The organism is Microbulbifer aggregans (assembly GCF_001750105.1).
GTDB classification, from domain to species: domain Bacteria; phylum Pseudomonadota; class Gammaproteobacteria; order Pseudomonadales; family Cellvibrionaceae; genus Microbulbifer; species Microbulbifer aggregans.
In genome coordinates this window covers 130,688-152,583 of the sequence record NZ_CP014143.1, presented here as the reverse complement: position 1 = coordinate 152,583, position 21,896 = coordinate 130,688, and the positions used below count along the sequence as shown (strand labels likewise).

Annotated in this window: 16 protein-coding genes and 1 pseudogene; 11 read left to right on the top strand and 6 right to left on the bottom strand. The window is 59.3% G+C overall.

The genetic code is table 11. From position 1 onward, the window contains the following. Positions 1-30: 30 nt before the first annotated feature. The 5 genes from AUP74_RS00655 to AUP74_RS00635 form a co-directional block, all read right to left on the bottom strand. Positions 31-2,649 (bottom strand): TonB-dependent receptor plug domain-containing protein, encoded by a 2,619-nt coding sequence (locus AUP74_RS00655; protein WP_069945860.1) that lies wholly within the window; start codon positions 2,647-2,649, stop codon positions 31-33. Between the two features lie 281 nt (positions 2,650-2,930). Beyond that, a complete protein-coding gene (locus AUP74_RS00650) occupies positions 2,931-5,711 on the bottom strand; it encodes a TonB-dependent receptor domain-containing protein (protein WP_069945859.1) in 2,781 nt (926 codons plus the stop codon). Between the two features lie 208 nt (positions 5,712-5,919). Further along, a complete protein-coding gene (locus tag AUP74_RS00645) occupies positions 5,920-8,781 on the bottom strand; it encodes a TonB-dependent receptor (protein ID WP_226999850.1) in 2,862 nt (953 codons plus the stop codon). 164 nt (positions 8,782-8,945) lie between these two features. Beyond that, positions 8,946-9,995: a FecR family protein gene (locus tag AUP74_RS00640; RefSeq protein ID WP_069945858.1), complete on the bottom strand. Its 1,050-nt coding sequence runs from the start codon at positions 9,993-9,995 to the stop codon at positions 8,946-8,948. Positions 9,996-10,369: 374 nt separating this feature from the next. After that, positions 10,370-10,894, bottom strand: coding sequence for an RNA polymerase sigma factor (locus tag AUP74_RS00635; protein ID WP_069945857.1), 525 nt, complete (start codon positions 10,892-10,894; stop codon positions 10,370-10,372). Between the two features lie 208 nt (positions 10,895-11,102). Here AUP74_RS00635 and dnaX point away from each other — a divergent pair. The 11 genes and pseudogenes from dnaX to AUP74_RS00585 form a co-directional block, all read left to right on the top strand. Continuing rightward, positions 11,103-12,689 (top strand): annotated as a pseudogene (gene dnaX / locus AUP74_RS17345) (DNA polymerase III subunit gamma/tau); the annotation flags it as partial. After that, entirely contained in the window at positions 12,669-13,526 is an 858-nt protein-coding gene (locus AUP74_RS17540; protein ID WP_418287632.1) for a DNA polymerase III subunit gamma/tau C-terminal domain-containing protein, read from the top strand. The pseudogene dnaX and the gene AUP74_RS17540, both read left to right, overlap by 21 nt. Positions 13,527-13,580: 54 nt before the next feature. Then, positions 13,581-13,925 (top strand): YbaB/EbfC family nucleoid-associated protein, encoded by a 345-nt coding sequence (locus tag AUP74_RS00625; RefSeq protein WP_069945856.1) that lies wholly within the window; start codon positions 13,581-13,583, stop codon positions 13,923-13,925. 33 nt (positions 13,926-13,958) lie between these two features. Beyond that, complete coding sequence (gene recR, locus AUP74_RS00620; protein ID WP_069945855.1) at positions 13,959-14,573, top strand: recombination mediator RecR; 615 nt, start codon at positions 13,959-13,961, stop codon at positions 14,571-14,573. Further along, positions 14,573-15,706 carry a ribonuclease D gene (rnd, locus tag AUP74_RS00615; RefSeq protein WP_069945854.1) on the top strand — a complete coding sequence of 378 codons (1,134 nt, stop codon included), beginning with the start codon at positions 14,573-14,575 and terminating at the stop codon, positions 15,704-15,706. Before recR ends, rnd begins: the two co-directional genes overlap by 1 nt. Position 15,707: 1 nt before the next feature. Further along, positions 15,708-15,995, top strand: a complete 288-nt coding sequence (locus tag AUP74_RS00610) for a YcgL domain-containing protein (RefSeq protein WP_069945853.1) — start codon at positions 15,708-15,710, stop codon at positions 15,993-15,995. A gap of 11 nt (positions 15,996-16,006) precedes the next feature. Beyond that, positions 16,007-16,453 carry a YcgN family cysteine cluster protein gene (locus AUP74_RS00605; protein WP_069945852.1) on the top strand — a complete coding sequence of 149 codons (447 nt, stop codon included), beginning with the start codon at positions 16,007-16,009 and terminating at the stop codon, positions 16,451-16,453. 91 nt (positions 16,454-16,544) lie between these two features. Continuing rightward, a complete protein-coding gene (locus AUP74_RS00600) occupies positions 16,545-16,925 on the top strand; it encodes a hypothetical protein (protein WP_226999848.1) in 381 nt (126 codons plus the stop codon). A gap of 193 nt (positions 16,926-17,118) precedes the next feature. Further along, entirely contained in the window at positions 17,119-17,799 is a 681-nt protein-coding gene (locus AUP74_RS00595; protein WP_069945850.1) for a YEATS-associated helix-containing protein, read from the top strand. Positions 17,800-17,989: 190 nt separating this feature from the next. Then, a complete protein-coding gene (locus tag AUP74_RS00590) occupies positions 17,990-18,835 on the top strand; it encodes an AAA family ATPase (RefSeq protein ID WP_069945849.1) in 846 nt (281 codons plus the stop codon). A gap of 156 nt (positions 18,836-18,991) precedes the next feature. Further along, positions 18,992-20,173 (top strand): vWA domain-containing protein, encoded by a 1,182-nt coding sequence (locus tag AUP74_RS00585; protein ID WP_069945848.1) that lies wholly within the window; start codon positions 18,992-18,994, stop codon positions 20,171-20,173. Positions 20,174-20,245: 72 nt separating this feature from the next. Here the strand turns inward: AUP74_RS00585 and AUP74_RS00580 are convergent, their stop codons facing one another. Continuing rightward, positions 20,246-21,727, bottom strand: coding sequence for a peptide MFS transporter (locus tag AUP74_RS00580; protein ID WP_069945847.1), 1,482 nt, complete (start codon positions 21,725-21,727; stop codon positions 20,246-20,248). Positions 21,728-21,896: the final 169 nt, after the last annotated feature.

Below are 21,896 nucleotides of genomic sequence, written 5' to 3'. Positions count from 1 at the left end.
CTTAAGTAACTTAAGAATAAAGTAGCTTTCTTAGAAGCTCATGGTGTACTCAGCGTAAACCATGCGACCTGTTGCATCGTACAGGTTGTAGTGGTCACGAGCGTACTTGCCGTCTTTGTCCATAACCGGATCTTCGTTGGTCAGGTTACGAGCGCCGACCTTGATGGAACCGAAGGACTCTGTGCTCAGGCGATAAGCCAGGTTCAGAGTGGTCCAGTCGTCCAGCTCTTCGCCGGTTTTGGACAGGGAGCCGCTACCGGATACTTTGGTGAACTCATCGTGAGCAGCGATGTAGTCGACAGTCAGGTCAACCGCGTGCATGCCCAGGCTCCAGCCGAAGACTGCTTGAGCGCGCATGTCCGGGTACAGGTTGAACGTGGATACGTCCTGAACCGGGCCCAGGTAGTAGGCGTCTTTCTCGTAAGAAAGCTGCTGGCTGATCAGGCCGCCGGCACTGAACTGACCGAACTCAGTATCAATAACGCCGTCGAGTTTAATGTCGACACCGGATACGTCCAGGATACCGGCGTTGGTGGTCTGGGAGAAGACCTCGGTCTGAGCACCGGTTCCGGAGATCCAGATGCCGCTGGCAGGATCAAGTTCCACGCCACCTGCACGGGCCCAGAAGATTTCCTGTGTGCTCGGCTGAAGGATTACGTCTTCAACTTCTACGTTCCAGAAACCAACGTCCAGGTTCCAGCCGTCTGCGAATGCCCAGTTACCGCCGAAGGACAGGGAGGTGGAGGTTTCCGCATCCAGGTCTTCGTTGGTGGAGTAGTAGGTATCCCACTGACGGGACAGGCCGCTGGTCGGGTCAGTTGCATCTTCCGCGGAGAAGGCAGACGGACCGTACAGCTCGTCCAGGGCCGGAGCGCGGAAGCCTTTACCAGCGCGTGCACGCAGGGTCAGGGTGTCAGTCACGTTGTAAGTGGCGGACAGGGACGGTGCAACGTTGGAGCCAAAGTCGCTGTAGCTATCGTAACGAACGGCAGCGTTCACTTCGATCTGGTCGGTAACCGGGATGATGGCTTCCGCGAACACGGCAGCAACATCGCGCTCACCAGCAGCGGAGTTACCGGAGCTACCACCCACCAGGCCGGCTTCAGAAGCGGCGTCGTACTGGTTGGCGTACTCGATGGAGTAAGCTTCAGCACCGGTCAGAACGATGGTCTCGCCTGCGCCCAGCCAGTTGCCAGCGTCAAACTGCAGGTGACCGTAGACTTTGGACATGGCAGTGAAGTTGTCCTGGGAAGTGCTGGCGCGCATAGCGGCTGCACCTTCCGGGGAGAACGGATCAATGCCGGAAGCCATCACGTAATCCAGGCCCGGGTAGGACAGGTAGTACTTACCGAATTCCTTGGACTCGTAACGGCCGCGCTGAGCGTAAGTCTCGTAGCTCATGCCGTTGGCCAGGTCACCGCGGAAGCCCAGGGTGAGGTCGTACTGGGTGTCGGTTACGTAGTTGTCACGCGGGCCGATGTTGGTCCAGCGGTAGTAACCGTTGACTTCGTAGTTACCTTCGGTGATGGAACCGTCAGCCAGCAGGCCGTCGATATCGAAAGGTACGTCGGAGTAGTCGGACGGCATGTCGCTCCACGGAGCGGCGGGCGGTGCATAGCGGCCGAAGGAGTCAACCTTGGAGAACAGCGCGTTGGCGAAGAACTCTACTTCGTCGCTGATCTGGTAGTTACCGCTCAGGAAGGTGTTGGCACGGTTCAGCTCGGCCTTGTTGGCAGAGATGTTGGCGTACGGGTAGGCACACAGGGTGCCATTCGGCTCGCCAAATGCTGCTGCGCCGGTCTCCATGAAGGTGGAGTCATCGCCACAGCTGGTAGCTGCCTGAATGTCGTAGTAGCCAGTGCTCGGATCGTAGATCTCGATGGTCTTACCGTAGTAGGACCAGCCGTCGGTATCCAGGTAGGCGTCCAGGCGGCCGTCGCCATTGTCGCGGATCCAGGCGGCAGTGTAATCGCGGTCGCCGTCGAAGATCGGGTCGCGACGGTTGTATTCAGCGGCAAAAGTGATGTTGCCGCGCTCACCGGTGATGCCGGTTACGAAGCCGAAAGACTCTTCGATACCGTCGTCATTGGAGCGCTCACCACGGCGGGTGGTGAACTCGAGGCCGTCGAAGTTTTCACGCATTACCAGGTTTACAACACCGGCAACAGCGTCAGAACCATAAACGGCGGAAGCGCCGTCGGCCAGGATGTCGATGCGCTCAACAGCGGTCATCGGGATCATGTTCAGGTTGATGGAAGCGGCGCCCAGGTTCGGGGAACCCGGCATGCGGCGGCCGTTGATCATCACCAGGCTGCGCTGAGAGCCCAGGCCACGCAGGTCAACGGTCGAGTTGGACTGGGCGGAGCTACCGGAGCGCTCGTTGAAGGAGCCGAGGGAGTTCAGCGGAGTGGAGCGCAGGGTGTCGGAGATCATCAGGTTGCCGAGGGCTTCGATGTCCTGACGGTCCATGCTCACTACCTGAGCAGCTTCGTCGAAGTTGGTACGCTTAATGCGAGAACCGGTAACGATAACTTCTTCTACCAGCTGGGCATCTTCTTGAGCGAAGGCCGGCATGGCGGGAACCATTACTGCGGCTGCGGTCAGGCTGATAGCGCCCTTCACAGCGACGGACAGGAGGTTCTTTTTCATTGTAAATCCTCTCTAAATCGTTGGATTTATAGTGTGTTGCCCTTGCGGGCTATGAATAGAAGTGGCTACCCCCAAGCGGCCACTTCGCTCCCAACAAGACAAGAGACGGACGAAAGTCAGGACCCCTCAAAAGAATCTTAAATTTTTCCTAAATTCTGTTTTGGCAGGTTAGACCGGGCAGCGCTTGGTTGAAAAACAGCCAGTAGTGTGCGCTATGAGCGTTGTATTAAGGGCGGGGGGGGGAGGGGAGCCGCTCCCCGGGGTGGGGAGCGGCAAGTTGGTTAAAATTTGAACTGTACGCGACCGTAGAAGTAACGACCGGTGGTGTCGTAGTTCAGCGGCAGGGTGTTCATGTCATCGTAGTTGGTGACGTACGGCGGTTGCTGGTTGAACATGTTACGAATACCACCCGACAGGGTGATGTCGTCCCAGTAGAAGTAACGGAAGTTGAGGTCCGTGTACCACTGGTTGTCCACATGGGTGGACAGGTCGACATCGCGAGGGTCGATGTCATCCACGTCACCTTCCATCCGCACCACCAGGGTGGTGGACCAGCAATCCTGGTACTCGTAGCCCCAGCTGGTATAGAGCTTCCATTCCGGGAAAGCGGCGATCCGGGTGGTGACCGGATCAACGCCATAGTATCCGGCCAGGTCCACCTCCGGCTCGAACTCACTGGCCTGGAACCTCCACTCGTTCAGGTAGGTGGCGCTGGCACTGAAAGTGAAGATGCCGTCGCCGAACTCCTGGCTGTAATCCGCACCCAGGTCCACACCGTTGGTCTCAAACGTGGAGATGTTCTGACCATTCAGCAGCTGGCCGGCGATGGTGCCACTGCGGTCCCGACGCGGGCTGGTTGGCAGCGGCGTCAGGCCAACTGCTCCGGCACCAGTGATCAGGTCACAGGACGGGGAGCTGAAGCCATCGCTGGTATAACAGTTGCTGACGATGGTGTTGGTATTGAAAGTACCGATGGCGTCATCGACGGTGATGTCGAAGTAGTCAACGGTGAAGCTGAGATCTTCGATAAAAGTTGGAGTCCAGACAATACCGACCGTCCAGCTCTCCGAAGTTTCATTTTTCAAATCCTCGTTGCCGCCGAAGAGGCCGGTCGCCTGGGAGTTACCCAGCTCGAAATCCGGGGGCAAGCCGTCGGCTGCACAGTTGGCCCGCAAGATCGGGTTGCTGCTATTGCCCCAGTTCACACAGGGATCGGTGTAGGTCTCCGCAGACTGTGTTGGCGGTAGAAAGAGGTCATCCAGGCCGGGAGCACGGAAACCTTCGGAGTAGGTGGCGCGGAAGCGCAGCTGCTCGATAGGGGCGTAGTCGATGACGCCTGCCCAGGTTGTGTCGCTGCCGGTCCGGTCGTAGTCCGAGTAGCGGAAGGAAACCTCCGCGGCCAGCACGTCGGCCCAGTCGCGGCCATCCATGAAGGGCATGCGAACTTCACCGTAGAACTCATCGACGTCGTAAGAGCCGCCCCAGTTCACACCGCTGACAAAATAGATCTGGCCCAGCAGCGCGGCACCGTCCACGACCGTCTCCGAGGTTTCCCGGCGACGTTCGTAGCCTGCGGCCCAGGCAAAGGGCTCACTGGCGGTGGACATGGTGAAATCGTAGAAGTCACCAACAATGTTGGCTTGGAAACTATTCAGGGTGGATTTTTCCACCGGGGAGTTCGGTACCAGTGCGTAGTCCTGCCACGGCTGGGTAAAGGTGCCGGAAGCAAAGGGATTCCAGGCGGTTTCCCCGGCTGCCAAGGCTGCGGCAGAACAGTCCTCATCGGCGGCACAGAGTGCCGGATCCAGCATGGTGGTAAACCGGCTGGGATTGGAACGGCCGAAATCAATCTGGGAGTCTACCCAGCGCGCGTAGTTGTAGGAAATGTCCCAGGTCCATTCGTTGCAGAACTCGCCGTCAATTCCGACCACGGCTCGCCACATGCTCAGGTCTTGGTTGAATGAGCGGCCGCCGGTTTCGGTCAGTCGGCGGGCAATGATCGCGTCCTCGCCAGTTGGGTTGCCCGGGTTTGTCGCCGGTGCGACTGGCTGGAAGAAGGTGCCCTCTGGCGCCAGCAGCTGATCCGATTGACGGTTAGCGTAGAGGAGCTCACCAAATGCGCCGAACGTTGTGAAGTCCTCCCAGTCCCAGAGGTCTTTTTCGCCGTAGCCATAGAAAGTGACTACTTCCTGTGGTGTGACCAGGTAACTGACTTCGGCATAGTTGAAAGCATCCAGGGTGGGGTCAAAAGCGCGAATTTCCCCAGTCACGGGGTCGACAATCTGACCACCGTCGGCACTGTCAATGAAGAACTGCGCGGGGGTGGTGTAGCTACTGCCACCGCAGAACACGGCGCCGCCGGTTTCGAATAGTGGACAGTCGGCCCACTTGCGGTCGCCCTGGAAAATGTCCTCGCGCTTGGTGTACTGCACGTTGAACATCACGTGACCGTCGTCATCGTCGGTAGCGGCGCCGAAAGTCCATGCGGCGAGATATTCCTGGCCGTCATTTTCCTGCGAGGTGCCTGCGTCGAGGAAGACCTCGGCGCCCTCAAAATTCTTTTTGGTGATGATGTTTACAACACCCGCGATGGCGTCCGAACCGTAAATGGTTGATGCGCCGTCACGCAGGATTTCCACTCGCTCGATGGCGGTTGTGGGGATGGTGTTCAGGTCGACCACGCCTGTGCTCGGACCTGAGGAGCTCAGGCGGCGTCCATTCAGGAGAACCAGCGTGCGGGAAGAGCCCAGGCCGCGCAGGGATACGGTTGCGAGACCCGGGTTGCCGTTGTTGACGGTGGAGCCAAGCTGGCCACCGGTCATTGATGGTATTTCCTGCAGGAAGTCTTCCAGTGTGGTTTGACCAGAGGCTTCCAGTGCCGCGGCGTCAAATACGCTGATCGGAGTTGCGCTATTGGCGTCAGTTACACGCTGAATACGCGAACCAGTGACGACGACTTCTTCCACCTGCTGAGCAAAGGACGGTGAAGTGGCAATGCTTGTGGAAACGGCTGCGGCTGCAATAGCGCCCTTTATTGCCCGGGCTAGACGGGATCTGTCCATGGTATACCTCTCCTGATACCGGTTCTAAACGCCGAATACGGCAGTGCCCTCCATGACAACTGCAAACTACTATCAACAGAGGCTTGCTAAAACACTAGAACATTTTTTGTTCAGGCAAAGGAATCGTCGAACATTGGCGCGCCGTTGGCGGAGAAGTTCGAATCTTTTTATGTCGGGGCAGGGAACTGAGCGAATTTATCGGGCTCAGTCAGAGGCTGTAAGCAAAAGTGGCATACCAGTAACGGCCACTCAATTCATAGGTGCGGCCGTCATAGTTGTCGTTGAAAGCTGTTGCGGCAAACGGTGGTTCCTGATCGAGGAGGTTGTCCACGCCCAGTGCCAGACGCACACCAAGGGACGAGCGATATGCCAGCTGCGTATCGTGACTGAACCAGCTTTCGATTTCCCTTTCAACGAGTGTGGCGCTGCGGGTAAATGATTCCCTGAGAGGCCCCACGTAGTGGATAGTGTAGGCGCCTTCCCAGTTGCCTTTGTCCCAATAGACGCCGGTGTTTGCCTTCCATTCTGGAAGAGAGCCGGCCCCACCACTCGCCGGGTCGATGAATATTCCCGCGAGGTCCTCAAACGGTGATCCCGGTGCAGCCTGGTTGAGATAGCGATCCATATGGCTCGCATTAAATGCCCAGCGGAAGCGGCCGCGCTCTTCTGAATCTTTTTCGTAGCGCAGTGACAGATCGAGCCCACGTACCTCGCGGGCGCCGATATTGAGTCGGGTGGCAAGAATCCGGGTGATGTCACCGCGGTCGTCGCGCAGGACCCGTTCGGTGTAGAGACTCTCGAACGCGTTCTGGTTGATCAGGTACTGGGGGCTGGTATCGATGACATCATTCTGGCGGATATCGTAAATATCCAGGGTGGCGCTGAAGCCCTTGGCGAACCTCGGTGTCCACACGGCACCCACCGAGCGGTTATCTGAGGTTTCCGGGTTCAGTTCCGGGTTGCCGCCGAATTCGGTCAGGTACTGAATGCGGGCGGGATCGGATTGACCGCGGCATCCGGGCAGGTTGGCGGCATCAATGCGAGTGCAGGGATCAAATAGGAATTCCTGGCTTTGGTAGCCGGTCTGGTTCATGTCCACCAGTGTGGGGGCTTTGAAGCCAGTGGCATAGCTGGCGCGCAGCATGAGCGCAGGCAGGGGGCGCCAGCGCAGCGCCATCTTCGGGTTTGCCGTCGATCCGAAGTCGCTGTAATCCGAATAGCGAATGGCGCCATCGAGCCACAGGCTGTCTTCTGCGAGGGGCACGGAAATTTCCGCAAAAGCCTCGCCAATCATGCGCCTGCCTTCTGCAGAGCCGGAAGCGCTAGCGCCAATAAACGACAGTCCTTGCGCATCATTGGAGGTGAAATCGATGTGCTCCCGCCGAAACTCCACCCCGGCGGCTGCCAGAATGTCGCCCGCGCTATAGGTGCCGAGGATGCCATCCGCTACATAAGTCAGGGAGGCCATGCGAGAGCTGCCCCTGACGCGGCTTTCGCTGCGAATGAAGTCTAGCTGGGGGGCGTCGATGCTACCGGATGGGCCCAGGAGGTTGACTGCGACACATCCCGATTCGGCGCCACATAGCTCAGGTGCCTGCAACCCTGCTGACAGGCGGTTGGGGTCAATCAGGTTGGTCATGTTTTCTTCGGCGCGGGTGTGATGCAGGCCGATGGTCAGTGACCACTGCCAGGAGTCCCAGCGCCCTTTCAGGCCCGAGTTGAATCGCCAGGTTTCCGTTTCATTGAACTGGCGTCGCGGCCCCAGCTCCAGGACGCGCTTGCGGACATCGTCGATCGGGGTGCCGAACGGGTTGTAAATATTGTCTGCAGCAACCGTCAGGTCACCGTTGTCAAAGCGGGAGAAAATGGGGGTTGGTGCCAGTTGCGTCTCGGCGCTGGTGCGCACACCCATGGCCTCGAAAAAAGCCACCGACATATCGTCGAAGTCGTAGTTGCCGGACACATACACGGAATCCCGCGTTGAGGGCACCACAGCGGTTGTGAACTCGCTGTAGTCATACCGATCCTCGGTGGTCCACGTACGATAGCCCCCGTCCTCTGCGTTAGTGACAGTCGTACCGTCACCGAGGCTGATGTAGCCCGTAGGAGTTGCCGAAGAGCGAAGGTCGGTGCCGCCGCGGATACGATTGTCTGCGGTCGCGGAGAGTGCCCGGTCGCGGCTCATCAGGGCGCCCTGACTGTAATGGGCCAGGCTTGCCATCAAATGGCCGCGATCTCCACTCTTGCCCCAGGTGAGATTGTGGGATTCGGTTTCCTGGTCCCCTCGCTCGGCCTGGCCCCGGTAGCTATTGAAGGACACGCCCTCGAAATCCTGGCGGAGAATAATATTGACCACGCCGGCAATGGCATCAGAACCATAAACGGCGGAGGCGCCATCTTTCAGGATTTCGATTCGCTCGACGGAGGAGAGGGGGATGGTGTTGAGGTCTGCCGCCTCGCCGCCGAAACCGTTGTTGACGATGCGGCGACCATTGATCAGCACCAGCGTGTTACTAGCCGGCAGCCCTCGCAGGGTGACTGTGGCGGTGCCATCACCCCCGTTGCTGACGGCGGTGCTGGTGGAGTTGCCGGAAACAGCGGGGAGAAACTTCAGCAGCTGTGCAACAGTCTGGGCGCCGGTAATCTCGAGTTCGGGCTGCGCCAGCACGTCGATGGGCGCGTAGCTGTCCAGCTGCAGGTGCCGCAGGTGACTACCGGTGAGGTTCTGTCCGGTGACCGTGATTTCCTCCGGGCGTCCGGAGGGCTGCAATATTTCCTCTGTATCCTCTGCCTGCTCGGGTCGTTTCACCACTGCGACAGCTGCGGGACCGATCTGCTCATAAGTGAACGGGGATTTCTCCAGCAGTTGGTCCAGAATCGGTTCGACCTGATCTGTCTCGGGAGTCAGGACCCGCGCGGGAACCAGATAGCTGTCGGCGGCGGGGGCGTCTACGAGGATGGAGATCTTGCACTGTCGGCCCAGGGTAATCAGGGCCCGGGACAGGCTGCCAGAGGGTAGTCGGAACTCTTCTTTCGGGCAGGCGGCCTCGGCTCCGGTTGGGAGTGCCAATAGGACTGCCAGGGAAAAAGAGACCCGAGAATTCAAATATCCGCCCGCTTTGAGTCGATGCTCTGCACCTTGTTGGTGCAGGCAAATAGTCATTGTCGTTTTGGGATGGGCGCAATTGCAGCTTTTGGCTGATTAATAATCGATCGCCCGGGCGGTTTTATATCTCAGTTGGTCTCGGCTGACAAGAGAGTCAGGTTGGGGTCGCTGCTGTCCGCCGTGAGATCCAGGGCGGCGGCAATGGCCTTGAGGGTGCTGTCAGGGTCCGATAATTCAAAGGTTCCGGACAGGCGGCGGTCGGAAACCGACGGTGTTGCCTGGGCGGGGACCTGCAGGTAACGATTGAGTTCCTCGAGAGCCTCTGCGAGGGGGGTGTCTTCGAATACCAGCACACCGCGGGTCCAGTCCAGAGCCTGTTCAGGGGACGTCTTGTCGATATCACCCATGCCGCTGCCGGAAACGCTGACCTTCTGGTTCTTCACCAGTTTGACGCTCTCAGGGGGCAGGCCGGGCGCGCTGGACGCTTCACTCACCGCCACAGTACCGCCGGTGACGGACACCTTGGTGTTATCGGGGTTGCGCTCGACATTGAACTCTGTACCAAGGACTCGGATATTCGCTTTGCCTGCGGCAACGGTGAAGGGGCGTGCCGTCTGCCGTGCTACTTCAAAGAAGGCCTCGCCACGCAGCAGCTCGGTGTGTCGCTCTTCGCGACTGAATGATACTGCCAACTCTGAATTGGTATTCAGGTGAACCTTGGATCCATCGGCCAGGGTCACTGTTCGGGTCTCGCCAACTGATGTGGCATACAGCTGCTGCTTGGCAGCTTCCCCGCCCAGCCACTGATTGCCGATCCAGAGCGTCACCACCAGGCAGGCAGCAACGACACCGCTGCCAAGCAACCAGCGGGAGAAGTCCCAGCCGCGGGATTCCGGTGTGGAGCCCTTTGTATCGCTTCTGTTTTGGCGGGCGGACGGGCTGGGGCGGCTCTCCGGGAAGAGCGTATCGATTGGCAGGTGCTGTAAGGCGCCCAGGTCGCCCCACAGCTCGGCCATGGAGTCGAATGCCTCGCGGTTCTCGTCAGAGGCTTGCATCCACAAGGCGAAGTCCCGGCGATCTGATCTGGAGACGTCGTCCGAGCGCAGGCGTGCGATCCAGGCGCAAGCCTGGTCCAGCCGCTCTTCATTTTGTACTTCTTGTACGCCCGATGTGTTCACCGCTGATGATCCCGTTCTTATCTTGCCTCAGTACCCGATCAGCAAGCTGGGCGGGTATCGATTTCTGGTTCGCTGGCGACCCGAAATGGTGCATTTTACTAAACTGGTGCTGTTTGGCGCGTTTTTTCACGTCGCTTGCGCTTTTAGCGCAATTTTTTTCATTCTGCGCAGCAAAGTTTAGCGTTTAATTTTCAAAGTGCCTCGGTTTTTGCTTTCAGGTGACCAGGCTTTGAGATGAGACGACTGAAAGAGAGCGTCCCTCAAGAGTTTTTGTGAATAATTCGGCATGAGTGTGCACAACCCCTGTGCGCTGCTGCGCAAAATTGCGATCTGGTGACACCATCTTGGCTGAAGCCTGCGTCGCCCAGCTCAGGTCAATGATTGCCGACACGCCGACGGCAGGCCTTGAGGGCCTGCAGAATGTACTTCTCGACACTACTGACCGAGGTGTTCATCTCGCGGGCGATTTCCGTGTAGGAGAGGCCGCGCGTTCTGTGCAGGAGAAAGGCCTGGCGGCACTTCAGGGGCAGGCTGTCCATTGCCTCGTAGATGGACTGTAGCTGTTGGCGGGCCGCCAGAACCCGCTCGGGGGACTGGTGGTCGGCATGGTCATCGCTGACCGTCTCGCCCTCAGCTGGCATCTGCTGACTGACATACTCCGAGTGCAGCTTGCCCCGGCGCAGCTGGTCGACGGCCAGATTGTTGGCAATCTGGTAGAGGTAGGCGCGGGGGTTATCGAGCTCCTTCTCGTCGCTGAGTTTCTGCAGGCGCAGGTAGGCGTGCTGAGCGATGTCTTCAGCATCCTCGGTATTGCGGACGATGCGCGCAACAAAGCGCACGAGCGCCTGCCCGTGTTCGGCAAACAGCTTTTCCAGAAGCGTCTTCCGAGCTCTGTTCATCGGTCAGTGGGATTCCTTTTACTGCGTACGCCGGGTTCTGGGTTTTATTGTTTTGAGGCGTAGCGCACAGTTATATCACAGCGTGAGCGGGGTGGACGAGGGCGATTGCCGGGGTTCTTTGTCGCCATCCTGTGCTGGGCCGCCGATGCCGGTATAATGGCCGCCGCATAGCAATTGTTACCAATGGCGCCAGGGCGCTGGAGAGTGGATGAGTTATCAAGTACTGGCACGCAAGTGGCGGCCGCGGTTATTTCGGGAGATGGTGGGTCAGGAGCATGTGCTCCAGGCTTTGATCAATGCCCTCGACAATGGCCGGCTTCACCACGCCTACCTCTTTGCCGGTACCCGGGGGGTGGGCAAGACCACCATCGCCCGCATCCTGGCCAAATGCCTCAATTGCGAGACCGGCGTCAGCTCTGAGCCCTGCGGCCAGTGCGCTGCCTGTACCGAGATTGCCGATGGTCGATTTGTCGACCTGATTGAGGTGGACGCGGCCTCCCGTACCAAGGTGGAGGATACCCGCGAGCTGCTGGAAAACGTGCAGTACGCCCCGACACGCGGCCGCTACAAGGTGTACCTGATCGACGAGGTGCACATGCTCTCCAACAGCTCCTTCAACGCTCTGTTGAAGACCCTGGAAGAGCCACCTCCCCATGTGAAATTCCTGCTTGCCACCACGGATCCGCAGAAATTGCCGGTGACCGTGCTGTCCCGCTGTCTGCAGTTCAACCTGAAGAACATGAGTCCGGAGCGGGTGGTAGAGCATCTGCGCTTTGTACTGGAGCAGGAAATGGTCCCCTTCGAGGAGGGGGCTCTCTGGCATCTCGGGCGCGCTGCCGATGGCAGCATGCGGGACGCCATGAGTCTCACCGACCAGGCCATCGCCTTCGGGGGCGGCAAGATTGCCGAGGCCGAAGTTCGGGCCATGCTCGGCAGCATTGATACCGGGTTGGTCTGGAAGCTGCTGCAGGCCCTGGCCGAAGAAAGTGCAACGGGGCTGTTTGCCGCCGTTGCCGAGCTCGCCGAACAGGCGCCGGATTACAGTGGGGCGCTGGCTGAGCTGGCCAACAATCTCCATCGCATTGCCGTTGCCCAGGTGTTACCCCAGTCTGTGGACAATGCTCTCGGAGATGGCGAGCGCCTCAGTCACTTCGCTGCCAAGCTGGCTCCGGAGAACGTGCAACTCTATTACCAGATGGCGCTGCACGCGCGCCGAGACCTGCCCCTGGCCCCTGATCCCCGCAGTGGTTTTGAAATGGCGCTGCTGCGAATGCTCGCCTTCCGCCCCCAGGGCGTGGCCGATGTGCCGACAGCAGCGCTCCCCGCCGGCGCGGGGCAAGCCGTGCCTTCAGTGCCTGTGCAAAGCACCGGGGAGGATACGGTAAAAAAGCCTCAGGCGGTGACCCAGCCGGCTGATGCCGGCCCGGTTGGCAGTGCCGTGGCACAGCCAACCGAAGCACCAGCAATCCCCCGCGCCCCTGAAGCTGTACCTCAGCATGCTCTGCCGAATGCGCCCGCAGCGGGTCAGGAGCCGTCAGCTGCTAAGGAGCCATCAGCCGCTAACGCTATGGAGCCGTCAGCCGATAGCGAACCGTCAGCCATGCATGGGCTTTCAGCCGGGGCTGAGTCTTCCTTTAATGCACAGTCCGCAGTCGGAAGCGTGCCCGCAGAGAGCGAGGTGTCCCCGACTCTTGAAAGAGAAGTGGTAGCGCCTGCTGCGGACTCGTCACAGGTGCAGCCTGCTCATACAGAGTCGAAGCCCGCTGCGGCTCCCGTGAATGACCAGCGGTATCCCGGTGCTGATCAGGCTCCGCCCATCGATACTGCCCCGCCCTGGGATGTGGATGACTCGACCAGCGGCTCGCGGCCGGCCCCGGAACCACCGCAGGACACATCGACCGCTTACGCTGCAGCCGAAGCTCAGGTGGCGCCGGCAGCGGAGGTGGAAGTTTCACACGCGGGAAGCGAGCCAGCGGGAGCCTCTTTTGGGGCTGTGTCTGTGGCTTCTCCGGTACTGGAGTCCCGTTCGTCCTCGTCGGCATCTACTTCGGCATCTGCTGAGGCCTTGCCATCCGGCTCTGCGGCGCCAGAGCCCGCTGCCGATGAACGCGCGGCACTGCGCGCGCTTCTTCGTGAACAGGTTGCCGCGGTGGAGTCATCGCCTGCCGCGCCGGAGCCGGCTCAGCAGCCCGTGGCCAAACCGGAGCCGCAGAGCGGGCCGCGCGCCCGGCTCGACTCCCTCACACCGGGAAGCTGGCCGGCACTGTATGGCCAGTTGGGTGTGACCGGTATCCTCCACTCCATCGCCTTCCACCTGGAATTGGTGGGGCGGCAGGACAATATACTGTCCTTTACCCTGGACGAGTCCTACAGCAGTCTCTACGACGAGGTGCACCAGCGCCGTCTCGCCGATGTGCTGACTGACTTCTTTCAGCAGTCAGTCACTGTGCATATTCAGGTAGGTCAGGTACACGGCGGGACTCCGGCACGATTGGCGGCGGCGACCCGTGAGGCCCGCGCTGTGGCCGCCCGGGATGCGCTCTCCAGGGATCCGTTGGTACGCGAACTCCAGCAGGAGCTGGGGGCCGAGCTGATACCGGAATCGCTGGAATACCTGGCCGAAAGCGACTGAGCCCGGTGTGCCCCTGAGGGGCGGCAAACGATATAGAAGATAGAGAGGTTTACCATGAAAGGTTTGGGCGATTTGATGCAGCAGGCCCAGAAAATGCAGGCCGAGATGCAGGAAAAAATGCAGAAGATGCAGCAGCAGCTGGCTGACCTGCGTGTCTCTGGCGAGGCCGGTGCCGGTATGGTCAAGGTAACGATGAATGGCCGTCACGATGTGACCGGAGTCGATATCGATCCCAGCCTGCTGAGCGAAGACAAGGAAATGCTGGAGGACCTGCTGGCGGCGGCAGTAAATGATGCAGTGCGTCGCGTAGAGGAAAAGACCCAGGAATTGCAGAAAGAGCAGATGGGCGGTCTCACTTCGGGTATGAACCTGCCGGAAGGCTTCAAGTTTCCCTTCTAGGGCCCTAGTTCATCCAACCAGACAAGAGTTTGCATGTTCAGTCCCCTGATTGAAGAGTTGATAGGCGCGTTGCGCTGCCTGCCGGGTGTAGGACCCAAGTCCGCCCAGCGCATGGCGATGTACCTGCTGGAAAAAGACCGCGATGCGGCTGGCCAGCTGGCCCGGGCCCTGGAGCAGTCCATCGAACGGGTGGGACGCTGCAGTCAGTGCCGCACGCTGACCGAGCAGGAAATCTGTGCGCTTTGCGGCAACACCCGCCGCGATGAAAAGTCCCTCTGTGTGGTGGAGACGCCGGCAGATGTGCTGGCGATCGAACAGGCCGGCAATTATCACGGTCGCTACTTTGTGCTGCACGGGCATCTATCCCCCATCGATGGCATCGGTCCCGGAGATCTGGGTATGGATCTCCTGGAACGCCGCCTGTCCAGTGAGCCGCTACAGGAACTGATCGTCGCCACCAACCCAACGGTTGAAGGTGAGGCGACGGCGCAGTTTATCGCCGAGCGGGCACGGGCCCACGGAATTGTGGTCAGCCGCATTGCCCACGGCGTGCCGATCGGCGGGGAGCTGGAGTACATTGATGGCGGCACGCTGGCGCATGCCTTTAACAGCCGCACGGCGTTTTTCTCCGGTGGTCGGGAGTCGTGATGCTGAATGTGGATACCACGCCGCGTTGGGTGGACAGTAGTGAAGAGCTTGCCGAGCTCTGCCGCAAATGGCGCGGGCAGAAAGCCGTGGCGCTCGATACCGAGTTCATGCGCAGCCGCACCTTCTATCCGCTGCCGGCGCTGGTTCAGGTGGGTGACGGCGAACACTGCTATCTGATCGATAATCTGGCGATTGAGAACCTGGAACCGTTGCGCGATTTACTGGTGGACACCAGTGTGACCAAGATCATGCACAGCTGTAGCGAGGATCTCGAGACCCTGGATCGGCTGCTTGGTGTGATTCCCGAACCCATTTTCGATACCCAGATTGCCGCCGCCATGACCGGACTCGGTGCCGGCCTCGGCTATGCCGGTACGGTCAAGGCGCTGATCAATGTGGAGTTGCCGAAGAGCGAGACGCGCTCGGACTGGTTACAGCGACCACTGAGCGAAGCCCAGAAGACCTATGCCGCACTCGACGTTGCCTGGCTGCCCCACATCTATGCCGTGCTCCTGAAGCGCCTCAAAGAGAGTGGTCGGCTGGATTGGCTGCAGGAGGATTGTGCCGAGTTGGTGGCGGCTGCGCGCAATCCGCAGCCGCCGGAGCTGTATTACCAGAAAGTGAAGGGTGCCTGGCGCCTGCGTGGCAAGCAGCTGGCCGCCCTGCAGGACCTGTGTGCCTGGCGGGAGCGGGAGGCGCGACTGCGCGATATGCCGCGCAATCACCTGCTGAAAGAAGCTGTCTGTCTGAATCTGGCGCAGCAGCTGCCGGATCATCCTGCCGCTATGGCACAGCCTGGGCTCGAAGGGCGTGCCCTGCGCGAATATGGTGACACGCTGCTCAAGATCATTACCCGCGCCTGTGAGCGCGCCGATGTGCCGCCGTCGCTGCCGCAGCCGCTCAATCGTCGACAGGGCGAATGTCTGAAAATGCTGCGCAAGCGGGTCAGCGAGATTGCCGAACGGGAAGACCTGCCTGCGGAAATTCTCGTGCGCAAAAAAGAATTGGAGGCATTGGTCCAGGCCAGATGCCCATCCCTTGAGGGCCGTTTGCGTGGATGGCGCGGCGATTTGATTGGCGGCGCCCTGATGGAAAGCCTGGAAACCGCCCGGGAAGTACCGGAGAGTAAGTAGTTTGAAAACGGTTTGTGATATCTATCGCAGTCCCCGCGAGGATGAGATGTATCTTTACGTCGACAAGCGTGAGGGCCTGGAACGGGTGCCGGAAAAACTCCTCGAATTGTTTGGCGAACCAAAGCATGTGGTGACCATGGTTCTCACCCCAGAAAAAAAATTGGCTCGTGCCGACGTGGAAAAAGTGCTTGCTGAGATTGGCGAGCGGGGTTTCTACCTGCAGATGCCGCCAGCGGTAGATAGCGAAATGAGCGCGATCGCCGCCCAGAACAGCAAGCTCCAGCGTTAGGAGAGAGCGCTTTGAGTGATCAGCCCTTCTGGCAGACCAAGTCCCTGGAGGCCATGAGCGAGTCCGAGTGGGAATCCCTCTGTGATGGCTGTGGTCGCTGCTGTCTCCACCGCCTCGAGGAAGAAGAGAGCGGTGAGGTTTACACCACCAATGTGGCCTGCCGATTGCTGGATACCCATAGCTGCCAGTGCAGCCGCTATCCCGACCGCAAGCAACTGGTGCCCGATTGCATCCAGCTGCGTGCCCTGGACGTGCGGGCTTTTGGTTGGCTACCCGCGACCTGTGCCTACCGGACCCTCGCCGAAGGGCGGTCTCTGGAAGACTGGCACCCACTGGTGTCGGGGCGCCCTGAGTCGGTGCATGAGGCAGGTATCTCGGTTCGCGGTGCGGTGATCAGTGAAGAGTTCGTACACCCGGACGATTTTGAAGAACATATTGTTACCTGGGTCGGGGATTGAACAATCCCCGCTCAGATTGCGTTGAGTTGTTGGACTCCTGTGGCAGCGGCCACGGAGCAGATGTTGCGAAAAGGAAGCAGAGCATAAACCTATGACAGAAGAATATCGTTTGGCCTGGATGATTTACGGCGGCGGCACCCTGGTGTTGCTGGCGGCAGGCTGGTGGTTTATGCGCAACTGGGGTTGGAGCTGGCTGCGCCGGGCACTTCTCATGGTGGTTGCCGCTGCGCTGCTGGTGCCGGCCCGCAGTGGCATGACCGACGCACCGCCGATGCCGGTATTGCCGTTGTTCGTTTACCAGACGCTGTTCGAGGAAGAGGGGGCTGCCCCGGAGGTGACTGCCAATCTCGTATTTGCTTCCGTTGGCGCATTGGCGCTGGTTTCAGTGTGGGGCTTGCTGGTGCTTCTCATTGGCCGCCGACGCCAGAAACAACGCGAACTGGAACAGGATCCCTATTTTAACGAGCCCTGACCTGACCCGTTGATTGTCCGCTGTTCACGAACTGTCCCGATTGGAGAACTAGGCGCCGGATCCCACTTTCGCCGCCACGACCGGTGTTGGCAGCTGCTATATCTATAGGGCTGATCTGCGCCTGTGGCGCAGCATCGATCCGCCAGATAATAGAGTCGGCAGGCGCATGAGTGCGCCTGACAGAGGGCTACGGATGCTCGACCATCTTCTAATACTTGCTGCCGTGATGCTGGTTTCCGGGATACTCGGTGGCCTTGTGAACTACTACCAGATGCTGTTCACCGAAGAGGACCCCGCGGGTCTGGCGCGCTGCCTGATCATGGGACTCTGTGGCGCCTTGATGGTGCCGATCTTCCTCAAGTTCACCCAGAGCGACCTGCTCATCGAGATTCAGGGTGATCCGTCGCGTCTGCTGATCTTTACCGGCTATTGCCTGCTGGCCGCCATTGCCTCCCGCATGTTCGTGTTCAATGCGGCCCGCAGGCAGTTGCGCGATGCGAGTATTGCCAGGGCCCGGGTCGAGAGCCTCGAGCAGGAATTACGGGCGATGCAGCTGGAGATGATGCCGCTGCTGGAGCATGAGATTGAGGGGGACCCGGAACAGGGACCGAGCCTGGACTTCAACCAGATTCGCAAGCTGGACGAAAACGCCCTGCACGTACTGCAAATGTTGAATAGTGGTGACTGTGTATTCCGTTCACTGCACGGCATGGTCCATGAGGGCAGCATGGAAACCAACTCGGTGGCGCGGGCCCTCAACAGCCTGTTGGTACTGGAAATGGTTGGTAAGATCCACAGCCACCTGGGTATTCGCTGGTACATCACCGACAAGGGCCGTCAGGTGGTCCATCGCCGCAGCGCCGAAGTGGCCTGAATTTCTCCCCTCCGGTCCGCGGCGCTCTGGGCCGCGGGGCCCCTCTTGCCTGGTTCCCGGTGCTCTTGTCATTTGGTGGCGTCGCTTCCCCGCCCGGACCTGTCACTCCCTTTGACCGATTCCGTCTTTGGCAGCCGGTGAGCAATCTTTTACCATCGGCCCATCTGCCTGTTTAGAGACTGGAGTGACGATGAAATTTACCGGCACCGACAGCTATGTGGCTACTGAGGACCTGCAGATGGCCGTTAATGCGGCCGTGACTCTGCAGCGCCCGCTGCTCATTAAGGGCGAACCCGGCACCGGCAAGACCCTGCTGGCCGAAGAGGTTGCAAAAAGCCTGGGGGCGACGCTGATTCAGTGGCACATCAAGTCATCCACCAAGGCCCAGCAGGGCCTGTACGAATACGACGCGGTGTCCCGCCTGCGGGATTCCCAGCTGGGGGTAGACCGGGTCCAAGATATCCGCAACTACATCAAGCGGGGCAAGTTGTGGGAAGCCTTCGATGCGGATGAGCGGGTTGTACTGCTGATCGACGAGATCGACAAGGCGGATATCGAGTTCCCCAACGACCTGTTGGTGGAGCTGGACCGCATGGAGTTCTTCGTATACGAGACCGGCGAGACGGTGAAAGCCAGGCATCGCCCCATTGTGATCATTACCTCCAACAATGAAAAAGAGCTGCCCGATGCCTTCCTGCGTCGCTGCTTCTTCCATTACATCAGCTTTCCGGACCGGGAGACCATGCACAAAATCGTCGATGTGCATTACCCGGGAATCAAAGGGCAGTTGGTGGCAGAGGCGATGGATATCTTTTTCCAGCTGCGTGAAGTGCAGGGTCTGAAGAAGAAGCCCTCCACATCCGAGTTGATTGACTGGCTCAAGCTGCTGCTTGCCGATGATATTCCGGAAGAGGTGTTGAAAAACCGCGACAGCACCAAGGCCATTCCTCCGCTCTACGGCGCACTTCTCAAGAACGAACAGGATGTACATATGCTTGAGCGCCTGGCCTTTATGGCGCGGCGTGAGAACCGCTAGTTAGTTAGACACTTTGGTAGAGCCGCTAGTGGGTGGGCCCCCGTGCGACACGCCGTGAATATATCCCTGTAGGCTCTTTCGCGGGGTCCCTCCCGCGAAAGATCATACGGATGCCCGCCCGCTATCGACGCCTTCGCCCGTTATTTAAAGGTCAATATGCTGATAGGTTTTTTCCTCAACCTCCGCCGCTACAAATTGCCGGTCTCGACCACAGAGTTGCTGTCGCTTCTGGAGGCTCTGCAGCAGCGCCTGGTATTTGCCGACCTGGAGGAATTCTATTTCCTGGCCCGCACCTGCCTGGTCAAGGATGAGAAACACTTCGACAAGTTCGACCGTGCCTTCAGTGCCTATTTCAAGGACCTCGAAACCCTCGATGATGTGCTGGAACAGATGATCCCGGAGGACTGGCTGCGGGCGGAATTCCTCAAGCAGCTGAGCGAGGAGGAGAAAGCGAAGATCGAGAGTATGGGTGGGCTGGAAAAGCTACTGGAGGAGTTTCAAAAGCGACTCGAGGAGCAGAAGAAACGCCACAGCGGTGGAAACCGCTGGGTCGGGACTGGCGGTACCAGCCCCTTCGGCAACAGCGGTTACAACCCGGAAGGCATTCGTGTCGGCGGCAGCAGCCGTAACCGCTCTGCGGTCAAAGTGTGGGAAAAACGCCAGTTCAAAAATTTGGACGACAGTATCACCCTGGGTACGCGAAACATTCAGGTGGCACTACGCAAACTGAGGAAGTTTGCCCGTACGGGGGCTGCGGAGGAACTGGACCTGGACGACACCATCTCCTCAACGGCGCGCAATGCGGGTCTGCTGGACATCAAGATGGTGCCGGAGCGCCACAATGCCATCAAGGTACTGATATTTTTTGATGTGGGTGGCTCCATGGACCCTTATGTGAAGGTGTGCGAAGAGCTTTTCTCGGCCTGTCGCTCGGAGTTCAAGCACCTGGAGTATTACTACTTTCATAACTTTGTTTATGAACATCTGTGGCGTGACAACGTGCGTCGTTACAGTGAGGCCACACCGCTACTCGAGGTCTTACGTACCTACGGCAAGGACTACAAGGTGATCTTCGTCGGCGATGCCTCCATGGCTCCCTACGAGATCACACACCGCTACGGCAGCGTCGAGCATATGAACGAGCAGCCGGGTGCGGCCTGGATGGAACGGGTGACGGAGACTTATCCGGATGTAGTCTGGCTCAATCCGGTGGCCGAGGAATACTGGCAGTACACGCCCAGTATCGGTATCACCCGCCAGCTTGTTGGTGGACAGATGTACCCCATGACGCTCGACGGGCTTGACCGCGCCATTGCACGTCTGGTGAAGGGCCGCTGAGATTTCTTGTAGGTGCTAATAGAAAAAGGGCCGGCTGTGTTGGAACAGCCGGCCCTTTTTGTTTCACGGCAGTCAGTTATTGCCGCTGAAGTGTTTCTGCGGAGTGCCCTCGTGGTCGGCGGTAATGCCGATTTCTTCCTTGGTGGTGGGGCCCACCTCGGTGTGCCACTCCTCGGCGCCGTGCATCCAGTCCACCAGTTTCTCGCGGATAAAGAACAGGATGATGCCCGCTCCAATCGCCGCGATGGCCACACCGCCAAAGGTGGCCAGGGGGCCGGATTCGCCCACCAGCTTACCGATTTCAGCCGCGCCTTTGTTGGCGATACCGATAAAGGCAAACCACAGGCCCATCATCAGCGACAGGTAGCGCAGCGGAGAGAGCTTGGTCACCATGGAGAGACCGATGGGAGACAGGCACAACTCGCCGATGGTGTGGAAGATATAGGCCAGCACCAGCCACCAGAGACTGGCCTTGGCGGTCTCGGAGTCACCAATCTGCAGGGCCGCACCCACCATGGAAACGAAGCCCAGGCCAAGGAAGATCAGGCCCATGCTGAACTTCCCGGGTGAGTTCGGCTCCCGGTCACCGAGTCCCACCCAGATACTGGCCATCACCGGGGCCAGAATGATGATGAAGAGTGGGTTTACCATCTGCAGCCAGCTCGCGGGGATCTCAAAACCCCCGATGTTCAGGTCAGTGTTGTATTTGGCAAACAGGTTCATGGAACCCGCGGCCTGTTCGAAGCCAGCCCAGAATATCACCGTGAACAGACCGAGAATCAGGATGACCTTGATACGATCCCGTTCCTCCGTGGTCAACGGTTTGTGTTTGTCGGCCACATCCTGCTTGAGCCCGAGTTGGGCCGATGGCTGGGTGCCGACGACACCGAGGTAGCGGTTGGCCTGTGTGAGCTGTAACAGCAGCCCCAGTGCCATGCCCAGGCCGGCGACGAAGAAGGCCAGCTGGTAGTCCACCTTTTCGCCGATCCAGCCGATGACCAGGTAGCCGAGGATCGAGCCCAGGTTAATGCCCATGTAGAAGATGGTAAACGCGGTGTCCCGGCGCTTGTCTCCCTCGTCGTAGAGGTCGCCTACCATGGTGGAGATATTCGGTTTGAAGAACCCGTTACCGAAAATTAGCAGGGCTAATCCCAGCCACAGCATATAGATCTCGGTGCCATCCGGAAGCCAGCTGTGAGGGAAGCCGAGGGCAAACTGGCCCAGCATCATCAGGGTGCCGCCGAACATGATGCAGCGGCGCTGGCCCCATTTGTTGTCGGCGACCCAGCCCCCGATGATGGGGGTGAGGTACACCAGCATGGCGTACCAGCCCAGATAGCTGAGCGCCTTGGACTGCCGCTCCACGTCCGATAACTGCTCCCAGCCAAAAGCCACCGCTGCAGCGGCCGAGGTGAGATAAAAGACGAAGATCCCTCGCATGCCGTAGTAGCTGAGGCGCTCCCACATCTCGGTGCCAAACAGCAGGAAGAGTCCCTTGGGATGCCCCATCAACTCGCCGGCATCTGCAGGGGGTCTTGGCTTGAGGTCTTGCATGTCGGTACCTCTGACAGGCAATGGGATTGGGAAAATAGTTTCCCCTCGCTGGCAGGCGGGGGATGCGATTGCCTTGAGTATAGAACAGCGCCAAACCGGCCCCGGCAAATCTCCGTGAGCATTTAGCCGCCAGTGGCCCAGGGGGTATAATCGCCCGTTTGCGGTCAAT